The organism is Rhodopseudomonas palustris, from assembly GCF_007005445.1.
Lineage (GTDB): Bacteria > Pseudomonadota > Alphaproteobacteria > Rhizobiales > Xanthobacteraceae > Rhodopseudomonas > Rhodopseudomonas palustris_G.
In genome coordinates this window covers 156,651-170,969 of the sequence record NZ_CP041387.1, presented here as the reverse complement: position 1 = coordinate 170,969, position 14,319 = coordinate 156,651, and the positions used below count along the sequence as shown (strand labels likewise).

13 protein-coding genes and 1 tRNA gene are annotated in these 14,319 nt (G+C 65.9%); 7 read left to right on the top strand and 7 right to left on the bottom strand.

Annotated features, from left to right (window positions below; translation table 11 throughout):
* The first annotated feature begins 5 nt into the window (after positions 1-5).
* Entirely contained in the window at positions 6-2,885 is a 2,880-nt protein-coding gene (locus tag FLL57_RS00765) for an EAL domain-containing protein (RefSeq protein ID WP_164632517.1), read from the top strand.
* 189 nt (positions 2,886-3,074) lie between these two features.
* Here the strand turns inward: FLL57_RS00765 and FLL57_RS00760 are convergent, their stop codons facing one another.
* Positions 3,075-3,728, bottom strand: coding sequence for a YqgE/AlgH family protein (locus FLL57_RS00760; protein ID WP_013500860.1), 654 nt, complete (start codon positions 3,726-3,728; stop codon positions 3,075-3,077).
* A gap of 135 nt (positions 3,729-3,863) precedes the next feature.
* Between FLL57_RS00760 and FLL57_RS00755 the strand changes: the two genes are divergently transcribed.
* A complete protein-coding gene (locus FLL57_RS00755) occupies positions 3,864-4,697 on the top strand; it encodes a protein-disulfide reductase DsbD domain-containing protein (RefSeq protein ID WP_013500859.1) in 834 nt (277 codons plus the stop codon).
* 14 nt (positions 4,698-4,711) lie between these two features.
* Here FLL57_RS00755 and FLL57_RS00750 read toward each other — a convergent pair whose 3' ends face one another.
* Entirely contained in the window at positions 4,712-5,635 is a 924-nt protein-coding gene (locus FLL57_RS00750) for a LysR family transcriptional regulator (RefSeq protein ID WP_013500858.1), read from the bottom strand.
* 131 nt (positions 5,636-5,766) lie between these two features.
* Between FLL57_RS00750 and FLL57_RS00745 the strand changes: the two genes are divergently transcribed.
* From FLL57_RS00745 to FLL57_RS23225, 3 genes are all read left to right on the top strand, one after another.
* Positions 5,767-6,465: a pirin family protein gene (locus tag FLL57_RS00745; RefSeq protein ID WP_013500857.1), complete on the top strand. Its 699-nt coding sequence runs from the start codon at positions 5,767-5,769 to the stop codon at positions 6,463-6,465.
* 165 nt (positions 6,466-6,630) lie between these two features.
* On the top strand, positions 6,631-7,230 hold the full coding sequence (gene wrbA / locus FLL57_RS00740; protein ID WP_012494572.1) for an NAD(P)H:quinone oxidoreductase: 600 nt from the start codon (positions 6,631-6,633) through the stop codon (positions 7,228-7,230).
* 149 nt (positions 7,231-7,379) lie between these two features.
* Positions 7,380-7,529, top strand: a complete 150-nt coding sequence (locus FLL57_RS23225) for a hypothetical protein (RefSeq protein WP_013500856.1) — start codon at positions 7,380-7,382, stop codon at positions 7,527-7,529.
* Positions 7,530-7,671: 142 nt separating this feature from the next.
* Here FLL57_RS23225 and FLL57_RS00735 read toward each other — a convergent pair whose 3' ends face one another.
* The 3 genes from FLL57_RS00735 to FLL57_RS00725 are packed head-to-tail and all read right to left on the bottom strand — an operon-like array spanning position 7,672 to position 11,521.
* Positions 7,672-9,951: a xanthine dehydrogenase family protein molybdopterin-binding subunit gene (locus FLL57_RS00735; RefSeq protein ID WP_235677287.1), complete on the bottom strand. Its 2,280-nt coding sequence runs from the start codon at positions 9,949-9,951 to the stop codon at positions 7,672-7,674.
* 50 nt (positions 9,952-10,001) lie between these two features.
* Complete coding sequence (locus FLL57_RS00730; protein WP_142881877.1) at positions 10,002-10,988, bottom strand: FAD binding domain-containing protein; 987 nt, start codon at positions 10,986-10,988, stop codon at positions 10,002-10,004.
* A complete protein-coding gene (locus FLL57_RS00725; protein WP_013500853.1) occupies positions 10,985-11,521 on the bottom strand; it encodes a (2Fe-2S)-binding protein in 537 nt (178 codons plus the stop codon). Before FLL57_RS00725 ends, FLL57_RS00730 begins: the two co-directional genes overlap by 4 nt.
* Before the next feature lie 228 nt (positions 11,522-11,749).
* On the opposite strand from FLL57_RS00725, the gene FLL57_RS00720 reads away from it, so the two are divergent.
* On the top strand, positions 11,750-12,373 hold the full coding sequence (locus FLL57_RS00720; protein WP_013500852.1) for a TetR/AcrR family transcriptional regulator: 624 nt from the start codon (positions 11,750-11,752) through the stop codon (positions 12,371-12,373).
* A gap of 98 nt (positions 12,374-12,471) precedes the next feature.
* Here the strand turns inward: FLL57_RS00720 and FLL57_RS00715 are convergent.
* Positions 12,472-12,546, bottom strand: a tRNA-Val gene (locus FLL57_RS00715).
* 84 nt (positions 12,547-12,630) lie between these two features.
* Positions 12,631-12,990 carry a cell cycle two-component system response regulator CpdR gene (cpdR, locus tag FLL57_RS00710; RefSeq protein ID WP_011156442.1) on the bottom strand — a complete coding sequence of 120 codons (360 nt, stop codon included), beginning with the start codon at positions 12,988-12,990 and terminating at the stop codon, positions 12,631-12,633.
* 308 nt (positions 12,991-13,298) lie between these two features.
* Here cpdR and FLL57_RS00705 point away from each other — a divergent pair, with 308 nt between their 5' ends.
* Positions 13,299-14,186, top strand: a complete 888-nt coding sequence (locus tag FLL57_RS00705; RefSeq protein ID WP_013500851.1) for an N-formylglutamate amidohydrolase — start codon at positions 13,299-13,301, stop codon at positions 14,184-14,186.
* Positions 14,187-14,319 lie beyond the last annotated feature (133 nt).

Here is a 14,319-nt window from a genome sequence, read left to right as displayed (position 1 = left end):
CCGACTTGCGTCTGATCCGATGCCTCGCGCTGCTGGCGCTGGGCGTGATGATGATTGCGGCTGCCCCGCAGGCACACGCGCTCGATGCCGTCAGCGTCCGCAGCGACGCGCCGGCAATCGATCTCACCGGGGTGCTGGAGCATCTGCACAGCGACAACGACCGGATTCAGATCTCGACCGCTCCCGGCAACGACGGCATCGTCCGCCGCGTCGAGGTGCGCGCCCGCGAGGGCGGCCAGAACTGGGTGGTGTTCGCGCTCGCCAACAACACCGACGATCAGCTCGACCGTCTGATCGTGGCGCCGCACTACCGGATGGTCGGCTCCGGCCTTTTGTGGCCAGATCTCGGCATGTCGCGCATCGCCACCATTACGCCGTCGACCGGCGACCGCCCGGAGCGGCAGGAAAGCCCGACCGCCGACACCTTCCGCATCACGCTCGATCCCGGCTCGGTGATCACCTTCGTGGCCGAGCTGCGCACCGACAAGTTGCCGCAGCTCTATTTGTGGGAGCCGGAGGCCTACAAGGACAAGGTCAACTCGTTCACGCTGTACCAGGGCATCGTGATCGGCATTTCCGGCCTGTTGGCGCTGGTGCTGACCATCCTGTTCGTGGTCAAGGGCAGCATCATGTTCCCCGCCGCGGCGGCGCTGGCATGGGCTGTGCTGGTCTATATCGGGATTGATTTCGGCTTCTGGGGCAAGGTGCTGGACATGTCGTCCGGTGCAGAGCGAGTGTGGCGCGCCTCCGGCGAGGCGATCCTGGCCGCGACGCTGCTGGTGTTCCTGTTCGCCTATCTCAATCTCAGTCGCTGGCATGTGCGCTACTCGCACATCACGCTGGGCTGGCTCGCCTTCCTCGGCTCGCTGGTGGCGCTGGCGCTGTTCGATCCCGCGGTCGCGTCCGGCATCGCGCGAATTTCGCTGGTGCTGATCGCATTCGCCGGCTTCGCTCTGATCGTCTACCTGTCGACCCACGGCTTCGACCGCGCCGTGTTGCTGATCCCGACCTGGTTTCTGCTGGTGGTGTGGGTGGTGGCCTCGGGCATGGCGGTGGCCGGCGCCGTCACCAACGACATCGTCGGCCCGGCGCTGCTCGGCGGCCTGGTGCTGATCGTGATGCTGATCGGCTTCACCGTAATGCAGCACGCATTCTCGGGCGGCGGCGCCACCGGCGGGGTGATCTCCGACGTCGAGCGCCGCGCGCTGGCTCTGATCGGCTCCGGCGATCTGATCTGGGACTGGGACGTCTCGGCCGACAAGGTGTTCACAAGTCCCGAGACCGAGGCCCTGCTCGGCCTCAAGCGCGGCGCGCTGGAAGGCTCGGCGGCGAGCTGGCTCGAAGTGCTGCACCCGCTCGACCAGGATCGCTTCCGCGCCGCGCTCGACAGCGTGCTCGACCAGCGTCGCGGCCGGCTGACCCAGGACTTCCGGCTGCGAACCCCGGACGGCCACTTCATGTGGTTCTCGCTGAAGGCGCGCCCGGTTGTCGGCACCGACGGCGAAGTCACCCGGGTGGTCGGTACGCTGACCGACGTCACCGATATCAAGAACGCCGAAGAGCGGATGCTGCACGACAGCGTGCACGACAACCTCACCGGCCTGCCCAACCGCAAGCTGTTCATCGACCGTCTCGGCGCGGTGGCGAATTTCGCCAAGACCATGCCGACGCTGCGGCCGACCCTGATGGTGATCGACCTCGACCGCTTCAAGCAGGTCAACGACTCGGTCGGCATCGCGGTCGGCGATTCCATTCTGCTGACGCTGGCGCGCCGGCTCAGCCGCATCCTCAAGCCGCAGGACACGCTGGCACGGATCGCCGGAGATCAGTTCGGGCTGATCCTGCTGTCCGAGCAGGATCCGGCCAAGATCACCGCCTTCGCCGAGACCATCCGCAAGACCATCAAGGCGCCGATCGCGTTCAATGACCGCGAGATCTTCCTCACCGCCTCGATCGGCCTCGCTTTGAGCGATCCGCAGACCCAGCTTTCCGACGAGATCATCAAGGACGCCGAGCTGGCGATGTATCACTCCAAGCGGATCGGCGGCGACCGCATCGACGTCTACAAGCCGGCGATGCGGGCGCGTAAGTCGGACCGCCTGACGCTGGAATCCGAATTGCGCCGCGCGATCGAGCGCAAGGAAATCACCATCCTGTACCAGCCGATCGTGCGGCTGGAAGATCGTTCGATCGCCGGCTTCGAGGCGCTGGCGCGCTGGGATCATCCCAAGCTCGGCCGGATGTCGCCGAGCGAGTTCATCTCGATCGCCGAGGAAATCGGACTGATCGTCGAACTCGGCACTTTCGTGCTCGACCAGACCGCCAAGCAGCTCTCGATCTGGCAGCGCGCGATGCGCGCGCGAGAGCCGATTTTCGCCTCGGTCAACGTGTCGTCCCGGCAGCTCCTGCGCCACGATCTGCTGCACGACATTCGCACCGTGACGTCGCGCTCGTCGGTGGCGCGCGGCACGCTGAAGCTCGAACTCACCGAGTCGCTGGTGATGGAGAATCCGGAGCACGCCGCCCAGATGCTGCAGCGAATCCGCGAACTCGGCATCGGGCTGTCGCTCGACGATTTCGGCACCGGCCATTCGTCGCTGAGCTACCTGCAGCGCTTCCCGTTCGACACCATCAAGATCGACCAGTCGTTCGTCCGCACCACCAGCCGCGGCACCCGCCCGGTGATCCTGAAGTCGATCATCGCGCTGGCGCACGACCTCGGCATGGACGTGGTGGCGGAAGGCGCCGAAACCGATTCGGATGCGGTGGAGCTGTATCAGCTCGGCTGCGAATACGCCCAGGGCTTCGCCTTCGGCGAACCCATGGACGTCGACGCCGCGATGAAGTTGCTCACCGAAGAGCAGCGCCTGGAAGCCGCGAGCTGAGGCGACTACGCTGTCAGCATGTGGCGCATGGCAAATCGTGGCGGCTTGTAGCCGCCGCGCCCTCCCGAAACACCCACATCATCGCCCGTATACGCGGGCGATCAGTACGGCGGTGAGTTCGCGATGGAGTAAGGGCGGCCCTGGAATACTGGGTCGCCCGCATGCGCGGGCGATGACGTCAGTGCTACGCTACGCGTGCCCTGCCTCCGCGGACAGCATCCCGGGCTCGATGCCGAGCTTGTGCAAGGCGCGGTCGTATTTGTCTTCGATGTCGTCGCCGAAGACCAGGTCGGCGTCGGCATCGCAATGCAGCCAGCCGTTCTCCTGGATTTCGTTTTCGAGCTGCCCCGGCGCCCAGCCGGCATAGCCGAGCGCCAGGATGGCGTGCTTCGGGCCGGTGCCGCCCGCAATGGCCTTGAGGATGTCCACCGTGGCGGTCAGACAAATGCCGTCATCGATCGGCAATGTGGCATCCTTGATGAAGAAGTCGCTCGAATGCAGCACGAACCCGCGGCCGGTCTCGACCGGCCCGCCCCTCAGTACCTTCATGGACTCGGCGTGATCGGGCAGCTTGATCTGTTCGGGCTTCTCGACGATGTCGAGCTGCACCAGAAGCTCGGGGAAATCGATGCTGCCCGCCGGGCGATTGACGATGATCCCCATGGCGCCTTCCGATGAATGCGCACAGATGTAGATCACCGAGCGCGCAAACCGCTCGTCTTCCATCACCGGCATCGCGATCAGGAGCTGGCCGTCGAGATAGCTCGGCCCATCGCCGCGCGCCTTGGTGGCGGCGGGCTTCTTGGCTGCGCCGGACTTCGGCCTTTTGGATGCAGTCTCCATCAGGGGATCCTCGCGTTGCACCGTCATCCTGATATCGGGTGCCGATCCTGTCAATCAATCTCGGGACGCCGAATACCTACCGTTTCACCGTCAATTCAGTGGCTCCGCCGCTCCACAAACTCTAGATACGCCAAGATGACCACAATCGTTCCGTCACGTGCCGTCCTGTTTGCCGCTGCCGTCGTCGCAGCCACCGCTTGCGGCGCGCGCGCCGACGATGTGTCGCCCTGGATCAGCGAACAGTACTCTGCGGTTCGGCTGCTGGCCGGATCGCGCAGCGGTGCCGTGCTGCTCGGTGGGATCGCTTTCCAGTTGCAGCCGGGCTGGAAAACTTATTGGCGCACCCCAGGCGATTCCGGTGTGCCGCCGCGGTTCGACTTCTCCAAATCCGAGAATGTGGAGGCAGTGACGATCCTGTGGCCGGCACCGCAAGCGTTTCCTGACGGCGCGGGGGGGACTTCGCTCGGTTACAAAGGCCAGGTGGTGCTGCCGTTGCGTATCGTGACCAAGCATGCCGACAAGCCGGTGACACTGCGCGCCACGGTGGACTACGCGGTCTGCGACAAATTGTGCATTCCGGTGGTGGCGAATCCTGAACTCGAATTTGCCAGCGTCGCATCGACCCAAGACGGCGCGCTCGCTGCGGCGCTCGATACCGTCCCGGTGCCGGCCAATATCGGCGATGCCAATCCGGTCGCGATCCGCGACGTGGTGCGCAAAGGCGACAAGGAGGTCGAGGTCGATGTCGTCGCTCCGGCCGCTGCGCAGGTCAGCCTGTTCGTCGAAGGCCCGACTCCGGAATGGGCACTGCCGGTGCCGAAGGAAATCAAGGGAACGGCACCGGGCGTGCGCCGCTTCGGCTTCGCGCTCGAGGGGCTGCCGTCCGGCGCTCAGGCCTCCGGCGCCGTGCTGAAATTCACGCTGGTCGGCCCCGACAAGGCCTACGAGGTGAACGTCACACTGGAATAACGCGGACGCGCGGGTCAGCGCCCGCTCCGCCGCATGCGACCCAAGCGGCCAAGCCGATCGGCCAGAAAGTCCGACAGCACCTCGACCCGCGCCGGCCGCGGCCCGCCCGGCGGCGTCACCAGATGCACCGCGCCCTCGCGCTGGTGCCAGCCGGCCAGGATCACTTCGACCTCGCCGGCCGCAATCGCTTCGCCGACGATGAACTCCGGCAGGTCGGCAATGCCGAGCCCCGCGATCACCGCCGGCAGCAGCGCCTCGCCGTTGTTGACGCGCAGCGGACCGCCCGGCCGCACCGCGACCTGATCGCCGGCGTCGTTGCTGTAGTGCCAGGTGTTCGGCGTCGACAGATAGGCGTAGCCGAGGCAGCGGTGCTGGGCGAGATGCATCGGATGCGTCGGCCTGCCGTGCGCCTGCAGATAGGATTTCGACGCCACCGTATAGCGCGGCATCGCACACAGACGGCGCGCCACCAGCGAGGAATCCGGCAGCGAGGCGATCCGGACACCGGCGTCGAAGCCGTCGCCGATCAGATCGACCATCGCGTCCGACAGATGCAGGTCGATCGACACGTCCGGATACGCGGTCAGAAACTCCGGCAACAGCGGCGCGATCACCTTGACGCCAAACGTCATCGGCACCGCCAGCCGCACCAGCCCGCGCGGCGCCGCCGATTGCGCCAGCGCTTCGGCCTCGGCGGCCTCGCCGTCGGCGAGCAACTGCGCGGCGCGCTCGGCGAGCCGGTGGCCGGCATCGGTCAACGCCAGCCGGCGTGAGGTGCGATTGAACAGACGCGCTCCCAGCCGGTTTTCCAGCCGCGTCACCGCTTTCGATACGGTGGCTTTCGACAATCCGAGTTCGGTTGCGGCTGCCGCGAACGAACGCAGCTCCACCACCTTGGCGAAGATCGCCAGCGCTTCGAAGTCCGGCAGCTTGGTCAAGATACCACCTTAGCTCAATTTCAGAAACAATGAGTTTCGATCATTTCTATTTATGAAACGATTGGTCATCCCTATTCAAGAGCCAACGCAAGTCACTGGCGCCAACCCGGCGCCGACATGAGGAGGCTTCAATGATTGAACTCCGTCCCTTCGCTCGGCTCGGCGGCGCCGACCATGGCTGGCTGAAGGCCAAGCATCACTTCTCCTTCGCCAGCTATTACGACCCCAACAACATGGGCCACGGCGCCCTGCGGGTCTGGAACGACGATGAGATCGCCCCCGACACCGGCTTTCCGCCGCATCCGCATCGCGACATGGAGATCATCACCTATGTGCGCGACGGCGCCATCACCCATCAGGACTCGCTCGGCAACAAGGGCCGCACCGAGGCCGGCGACGTTCAGGTGATGAGTGCGGGGTCCGGCGTGCGGCACTCCGAGTACAACCTCGAACCGGAGACCACCCGGATCTTCCAGATCTGGATCGAGCCGACGCAAGGCGGCGGCCAGCCGACCTGGGGCTCCAAGCCGTTTCCGAAGGCTGACCGTTCCGGCAAGCTCGTCACCATCGCGTCTGGCTTTGCGTCCGACACCGACGCGCTGCCGATCCGTGCCGACGCGCGGGTGCTGGCGACGACGCTGAAGGCCGGCGAGACCGCCACCTACGAGGCCGACAAGGCGCGGCACCTCTATCTGGTCCCGGCAGTCGGCAGCGTCGAGGTCAATGGCGTCAAGGTCGAGGCCCGCGACGGCGCCGCGATCCGCGACGAGGCCAAGGTCACCATCACGGCGCTCGCAGACGCCGAGCTGGTGCTGGTCGACGCGGCGTGAGTCATTAGCGCGCCAACCACCACCGTCATGGCCGGGCTCGACCCGGCCATCCATCCCCTTCACCTCGACTCTTCCGAAGACGGATGGATGCGCGGGTCAAGCCCGCGCATGACCACCAACTAACGACACACTCCCACCCCATCACCAACCAAACGGAGACACCCCATGGCGAAGGTTCTGGTTCTTTACTACTCGGCTTACGGTCACATCGAAGCGATGGCCAACGCGGTCGCCGAAGGCGCGCGTGAGGCCGGCGCTCAGGTCGACATCAAGCGCGTGCCCGAGCTGGTGCCGCCGGACGTCGCCAAGGCCTCGCACTACAAGCTCGATCAAGCCGCGCCGGTCGCGACCATCGAAGACCTCGCCAATTACGACGCGATCGTCATCGGCACCGGCACCCGGTTCGGCCGCATGGCGTCGCAGATGTCCAACTTCCTGGATCAGGCCGGCGGCCTGTGGGCGCGCGGCGCGCTGAACGGCAAGGTCGGCGGCGCCTTCACCTCGACCGCGACCCAGCACGGCGGCCAGGAGACCACGCTGTTTTCGATCATCACCAACCTGCTGCACTTCGGCATGGTGGTGGTCGGCCTCAACTACGGCTTCGGCGACCAGATGCGGCTGGACCAGGTGACGGGCGGTGCCCCCTATGGCGCCACCACCATCACCGGCGGCGACGGCTCGCGCCAGCCGAGCGAAACCGAACTGGCCGGCGCGCGCTATCAGGGCAAAACCATCGCCGAAACCGCCATCAAACTGCACGGCTGATCGGACGGCGGGGCGCCAGGACCGCGCCCCGCCACCATCCGGCCAGTTTTAATGCAGATGCATGTATCGCATGCCTGCTGCGCTGCAACGGGGCTACTGCGCCCGCTGCTTCGACCCCATCTCGACGTTGCTAGTGGGGAGACGACGACATGCTCGAGATGGTTTTCATGCTTCAATTGGCGCGCAGCCCGCTGCAGGCGATGGCCAAGCGTCTAGTTTGCAGGAGCCTCAGCATCGCGACCTATGGCAAGCGGCAGTGCCGAAGCTGCACCGGCGCCACACCGTCCGACGAAGAGTAATCCGTCAGGCCGCCGCCATCCAGAAAGCCGCTGAGGGCTGCGTCACGCGGCATTGCCGCTCCCTCCCCTCAACCTTCAGCAAGAGACGACCTAACCGGAGCGAGACGAACGGGCCGCAAGCATTGCTGCGGCCCGCGCTCTCTCACATCAGCTTGTCGAGCGTCAGTGGCAAATCGCGAATGCGCCTGCCGGTGGCGTTGAACACGGCGTTGGCAACCGCCGCGCCGACGCCGGTGATGCCGATCTCGCCGATGCCGCGAGCGCCCATCGGGGCACGCGGATCGGGGATGTCGGTCCAGATCACGTCGATCTCCGGCACATCGAGATGGACCGGGACGTGATACTCGGCCAGACTCGGATTCATGATCCGGCCGTTGCGCTCGTCGAACTGCGTCTCCTCCATCAGCGCCAGGCCGAGGCCCATGATGATGCCGCCGCGGAACTGACTCGCCGCGGTCTTCGGATTGAGGATGCGGCCGCAATCGTAGGATCCGAGGAAGCGCCGGACGCGGGTCTCGCCGGTGACGCAGCTCACGCCGACTTCGCAGAACAGCGCGCCAAACGAGTGCATCGACCAGTGCATGGTTTCGAGCGGCGCCGACGCGCTGCCTTCAGCCGAAACATGGTCGCGCCCCGAACGCGTCAGGATCGACACGTAGCTCTCGTGACGCGACGTGTCGTCGAGTTTGGCAAGGCCGCCATTCACGGTACCGACCTCGTCGGCGCTGAGGCCCGCGAGCGGCGAGTCGTTGCCGGCGAGCTTGAGCAGCTCCTTGATCAGCACATGGTGCGCCGCGATCACCGAGGCGCCGATCGATGCGGTCTGCTGCGAGCCGCCGGCCAGCACCACGCCGGGGAACGTCGAGTCGCCATAGGCAAATGTCACCTGATCGCGCGACAGACCAAGCCGTTCGGCTACCACCTGCGTATGCGCGGTCGCGGTGCCCATGCCCATTTCATGCGCGGCGATCTCGACCGTGGCGCTGCCGTCGCGGGTCAGCGTGATCCGCGCCGCACCGCCCGGCATGCGATGATACGGATAGGTCGCGGTGGCGCAGCCCATCCCAACCAGCCACTCGCCATCGCGAAAGCTGGCGGCGGTCGGATTACGCTGCGACCAGCCGAACCGTTCGGCGCCGGCCCGCCACGCCTCGGCGATATGCCGCGACGAAAACGGCGTGCCCTTCAGCGGATCTTCCGTTGGCTGATTGAGGATGCGCAGCTCGACCGGGTCGATACCGAGCGCCACCGCCATCTCGTCGATCGCCGATTCCATCGCGAAGGTCCCGACCGCTTCACCCGGCGCCCGCATGAAGGTGTTGGCCAGCATGTCGAGATGCACGGTCTGGACATCGAGCTTGATGTTCGGCGAGGCGTAACTACTCATCGTCGGCAAGATGAAGGGTTCGGGAAACGCGTTCTGTCGCGACGTCGGGGCAACGCCGGTGTGGATCAGCGCAACGAAGCGGCCATCCGGCTCGGCGCCGATCGCGAAGCGCTGTTCGGTGAGCGTCCGGCCGCCGATCATCCGGTACACGCCCTCGCGCGACAGCGCGATCCGCACCGGCCGGCCGGCGAGCTTGGAAGCCGCCGCGCCCAGCACCTGATGCTGCCACAGACATTTGCCGCCGAAGCCGCCGCCGACGAATGGCGAAGTGAGGTGGACCTGCTGCTCGGCGATGCCGAACACATCCCCGAGCGACCACGCGGTGTGTTGCACCGCCTGCGAGGCATCGTGCACGATCAGTTTGTCGCCCTGCCACATCACGGTGGCGGCGTGCGGTTCGATCGCATTGTGATTGTGCCGGGGCGTCGAGTAGCGGCGATCGACGCGGACCGGGGCGTCGGCGAACGCCGCTTCGGCGTCGCCCTTCTCGGCCTTGAGCGGCTGGCCCATGAACAGGCCTGGCTCGGTGCCCTTGGCTTTGGCGGTGGCGAGACTGGTCAGCGCCGCTTCCGCCTCGTAGGTGGCGCGGATCAGCGAGACGGCGTGATCGGCCTGCTCCTGAGTTTCCGCCAGCACGACCGCGATCGGCTGGCCGTTCCAATGGATGCGATCGTCCTGCATGATCGGCAGATTGTCGCCGCCGCCGGCCTTTTCGGCGGTCATGAACAGCGGCATCGGCTTCATCCGCGGCGCGTTGCGATGAGTCATCACCAGCGCGACGCCCGGGGCGGCTTCGGCCGCAGCCGTGTCGAGCGTGGCGATCCGGCCCTTCGGCACGGTGCTGAACATCAGCGCGGCGTAGAGCATGCCGTCGAGCGCGAACTCCGCGGCGAACGGCGCCGCGCCCCTCACCTTCAGCGGGCCGTCGATCCGCGGGACCGAGGCGCCGATCGAGCCGTGCTTGGCGCGGATCAAAGGATCGGGCTCGCCGCCCGGCACCCAGCTATCGGGCGCGAGCGCGACGGCTTTCTCCATCACATCCATCGCGGCGCCGCGCACGGCTTGTTTGGCTTCGTTGACGATGCTCATCGGGCATCTCCTGCAAGTTCGGCCAAAACGGCAGTGATGGTTCGTTTGGCCAGTTCGATCTTGAAGGCGTTGTCGCGCAGCGCGACCGCGTCGGTGAGTTCCGCCTCGGCCGCGGCGCGGAACGCCTCCGCCGTTGCTGCCCCGCCGCGTAGCGCCTGCTCGGCCTTCAGCGCCCGCCACGGCTTGTGCGCGACGCCGCCGAGCGCGAGCCGGACGTCCTTCACCTTGCCTTCTTCGAGCTCGAGCGCGGCTGCGACCGACACCAGCGCGAACGCGTAGCTCGAGCGGTCGCGGACCTTGCGATAGGTCGAGCGCGCCGCGATCGACTGCGACGGCAGCTCGATCGCAGTGATGAGTTCGCCGGGTTGAAGCGTCGTCTCCTGATCCGGGCGGTCGCCCGGCAGGCGATGGAAGTCGCCAAACGGCAGCGCCCGCTTCCCGGCGTGCCCTTCGACGTGCACCACCGCGTCGAGCGCGGCGAGCGCCACGCACATGTCGGAGGGATGCGTCGCGACGCAGGCCTCGGACGCGCCGAGGATCGCGTGGTTGCGGTTGAAGCCGTCGATGGCGTCGCAGCCCTGGCCCGGATTGCGCTTGTTACAGCACGAGCCGGCATCGTCGTAGAAGTAAGTACAACGCGTCCGTTGCAGCAGATTGCCGCCGACCGTCGCCATGTTGCGGATCTGCGCCGAGGCGCCCGCCAGGATCGCGCGCGACAGCATCGGATAGCGCCGGCGCACGGCGGGGTGCTCCGCGAGGGCGGTGTTGCGCACCGCTGCGCCGATCAGCAGGCCGCCATCGTCGCGCTCGGTGATGTCCGCCGGCAGACCGGTGATATCGACCAGCGCGCCCGGACGCTCGATGGTCTCGCGCATCAGGTCGACCAGATTGGTGCCGCCGCCGAGAAATTTGGCCTGCGTGGCGGCGCCGAGCCGCACCGCGTCGGCGACGTCGCCGGCTCGTGCATAATCGAAGGGAGTCATTCCGCAGCCTCCGCGTAGGTGTCGCGGATTGCCGCGATGATGCCATTGTGCGCGCCGCAGCGGCACAGATTGCCGCTCATGCGTTCGCGGATTTCGTCGTGGCTCGGCACGACGTGCTCGTCTGCAAGATCGCGGGTGACGTGGCTTGGCACGCCGCGCTGCAGCTCAGTCGCCATGCCGATCGCCGAGCAGATCTGCCCGGGCGTGCAATAGCCGCACTGGAACCCGTCGTGTTCGATGAACGCTTGCTGCAGTGGATGCAATCCGTCGTCGCCGGCGAGGCCTTCGATGGTGGTGACGCTGCGGCCGGCGTTCTGCACGGCAAGCGACAGACACGACACGATGCGCTCGCCGTCGACCAGCACGGTGCAGGCCCCGCAGGCGCCTTGGTTGCAGCCCTTCTTGGTGCCATGCAGATTCAAGGTCTCACGCAGCAGGTCGAGCAGCGAGACCCGCGGATCGGCGGGGACCGGACAGTCGACTCCATTGATGCGGATCGTCGCGGCAGGCGCGGCAGTTCGATCAGCGGTCATAGGACCTCCCTGGGGACGAGATGAGAGCGCGCAAGCGGCCGTGTTCGCGCGCGCACGTTGCGCGAGACGAAGAATGCGAGACGAAAACTCGCTAACCGCGGAGCGGCTGGTTAGTTCGGAGCGTTGGTTGTTTGAGCGTGGCCGGATAGCCCGGTGGGGTTCGATATGAGATAACGAACCAGCAACTCCTTATACGGAACATCGTTCCGTTTATCAAGAGGTATTCTTGTGCCCGAAAAGCCGCCTCGACAAGGCACCTCCGCGGCCCGTGCGCCGCGCCGGGTCCGGGCGGACGCGCAGCGCAATCTGAAGACGCTGATCAAGGCGGCGCTGGACGTGTTCGCCGCCTCGGGCGTGGATGCGCCAGTGCGGGAGATCGCCGAAAAGGCCGGCGTCGGGGTCGGCACTCTGTACCGCCACTTCCCGCAGCGCTCGGACCTGATCGTCGCGGTTTTCCGGAGCGGCGTCGATTGCTGCGCCGACGCGGCCGAGACGCTGGCCGATGAGCATCCGCCGCTCGAGGCGCTGTCGCGCTGGATGCAGCATTACGTCGACTTCATCGCGACCAAGCGCGGTCTGGCGGCCGCGCTGTATTCGGGTAACCCGGCCTATGACAGCCTGCCGGCCTATTTCGAACAGCGGCTGGTCCCGGCGCTGAAATCCCTGCTGGATAAGGCTGGCGCGGCGGGCGAGGTTCGGCGTGACGTCGATCCGTTCGATCTGCTCAAGGCGGTGGCTCAGCTCTGTAATTCGGCGCCCGGCGGCGATCCAGAGCATACGAACCGTATGGTGGCGCTGCTGATCGACGGCCTGCGCTACGGGGCGGGCAAGGAGACCCGGCCCGGCGATTGATCGCCCCTCGCCATCGACCGAATCGGAGACGATGCTTCGACGCGAGCCGACCGGATGCAGGTGAGGTAACGGGGATAGCGGAGCGATCCGCCGAGGGATGGTGGGCGCGACAGGGATCGAACCTGTGACCCCCTCGATGTCAACGAGGTGCTCTCCCGCTGAGCTACGCGCCCTCAGATCGTCTTCACGGGTGGCGTCCCTATATCGGCTCCGGGCCGGTCAGGCAAGGACACCAAAGCAGGATTTCGACGCCAATCTCAGGCGGCGAGCATCTTATTCACTTCGCTGACCAATTCCCGCAGGTGCACGGGCTTGGCCAGGACCTTGGCATTCTTCGGTGCATCCGAATCGGAATTCAGCGCCACCGCAGCGAATCCGGTGATGAACATGATCTTGATGTCGGGATCGAGTTCGGAGGCGCGGCGCGCCAGCTCGATCCCGTCCATCTCCGGCATCACGATGTCGGTCAGCAGCATTTCGAACGGCTCTTCGCGAAGCCGCTGATAGGCCGACATGCCGTTGTCGAACGAGGAAACCTGGAACCCGGCGTTTTCCAACGCCTTCACCAGGAAGCGGCGCATGTCGTTGTCGTCTTCGGCGAGGAGAATCTTGTGCATGGTGATTGGAACTTCAAATCCGGGCGAGGAGAACCGATCGATCCACTTAGACCGAAGTCTGGTAAATTTCGGGTGAAATTCCCGCATCCAGCGGGAGGAGGTCCAGATAATCCTGCGCCCGATCAGATTCCGAATCAACAAACCTGCAGGCCGGCACTTTTGATGGGCTTCGGCGTTTTCGACACCGCTCCCTGGAATGATTTTGCTTGGCAGCGCCGGTCCGATTGCCGACAATACCTCTCAACAAATCACCAGACGCGCTGTCCGACAGACAGGAGAACGGCGGATTTGACGGGTGGCGGACGACGATGACCGAATTCGACGGTGAGTTCTCCCCCGCCTTCGAGATCGCCGAGCCGGCGGTCTGGCGTGCTCCGATCATTTTCAATTCGCCACATTCCGGCTCGGTCTATCCGAATGCCTTTCTGAACGCGTCGCGAATCGACCTCGAAGTGCTGCAGCGCTCCGAGGATTCGTTCATGGACGAATTGATCGGCCACCTGATCCACGACGGATTTCCGGTGGTGCGGGTGCATTTCCCGCGCTCCTATATCGACGTCAATCGCGAGCCCTACGAGCTCGACCCGCGGATGTTCAGCGGTCGGCTGCCTAGCTTCGCCAACACCCGCTCGATGCGAGTGGCCGGCGGACTGGGGACCATCCCGCGCGTGGTCGGGGACGGCCAGGAGATCTATCACGAGCGCCTCTCCATCGACGATGCGCTCGGCCGGATCGAGACGCTGTACAAGCCGTATCATCGCGCGCTGCGCCGGCTGATCAGCCAGGCGCACCAGCAGTTCGGCTCAGTCGTTCTGGTGGATTGCCATTCGATGCCCTCGGTCGGGCTGTCGCGCGACGAGCCGAAGCGGCCGGACGTCGTGATCGGCGACCGCTACGGCACGAGCTGCGCCCCCTTGATCGCTGCGGTCATCGAGGAAACGATGGCGGCGCGCGGTTATTCGACCGGCCGCAACAAGCCCTATGCGGGTGGCTTCATCACTGAGCACTACGGCAATCCGGGAAGCGGGCTGCACACCGTGCAGGTCGAGCTCAATCGGGCGATTTACATGGACGAGCGTCTGCGACTGCGCAGCGACCGCTTCGGTACCGTGGCCGAGGATTTCAGCCGCCTCGCCGAAGCGCTGGCGGCGATCCCGCTCGACGATCTGCGTCCATTCCAGGCCGCGGCCGAATAGCCCCTGTCGCTCCCGCCGACCGACGTCGGCGCCGGAGATCACGGCCGCAAACCAACGGCTGATTGCATCCGCAAGGCGGCCCTCCGACGGGGGCCAAAAGAAAACCGCACGACAAGAAAAAAGGGCCGCTTGC

Bases quoted from the DNA above. Each gene is read 5' to 3' on its own strand.
- wrbA (WP_012494572.1), top strand. From the start codon at position 6,631: ATGGCGAAGGTTCTGGTTCTTTACTACTCGGCTTACGGTCACATCGAA.
- cpdR (WP_011156442.1), bottom strand. From the start codon at position 12,990: ATGCACAAGATTCTCCTCGCCGAAGACGACAACGACATGCGCCGCTTC.
- FLL57_RS00735 (WP_235677287.1), bottom strand. From the start codon at position 9,951: ATGGAGAAAGCCGTCGCGCTCGCGCCCGATAGCTGGGTGCCGGGCGGC.
- FLL57_RS00725 (WP_013500853.1), bottom strand. From the start codon at position 11,521: ATGACCGCTGATCGAACTGCCGCGCCTGCCGCGACGATCCGCATCAAT.
- FLL57_RS00745 (WP_013500857.1), top strand. From the start codon at position 5,767: ATGATTGAACTCCGTCCCTTCGCTCGGCTCGGCGGCGCCGACCATGGC.
- FLL57_RS00730 (WP_142881877.1), bottom strand. From the start codon at position 10,988: ATGACTCCCTTCGATTATGCACGAGCCGGCGACGTCGCCGACGCGGTG.
- FLL57_RS00760 (WP_013500860.1), bottom strand. From the start codon at position 3,728: ATGGAGACTGCATCCAAAAGGCCGAAGTCCGGCGCAGCCAAGAAGCCC.
- FLL57_RS00755 (WP_013500859.1), top strand. From the start codon at position 3,864: ATGACCACAATCGTTCCGTCACGTGCCGTCCTGTTTGCCGCTGCCGTC.
- FLL57_RS00705 (WP_013500851.1), top strand. From the start codon at position 13,299: ATGACCGAATTCGACGGTGAGTTCTCCCCCGCCTTCGAGATCGCCGAG.
- FLL57_RS23225 (WP_013500856.1), top strand. From the start codon at position 7,380: ATGCTCGAGATGGTTTTCATGCTTCAATTGGCGCGCAGCCCGCTGCAG.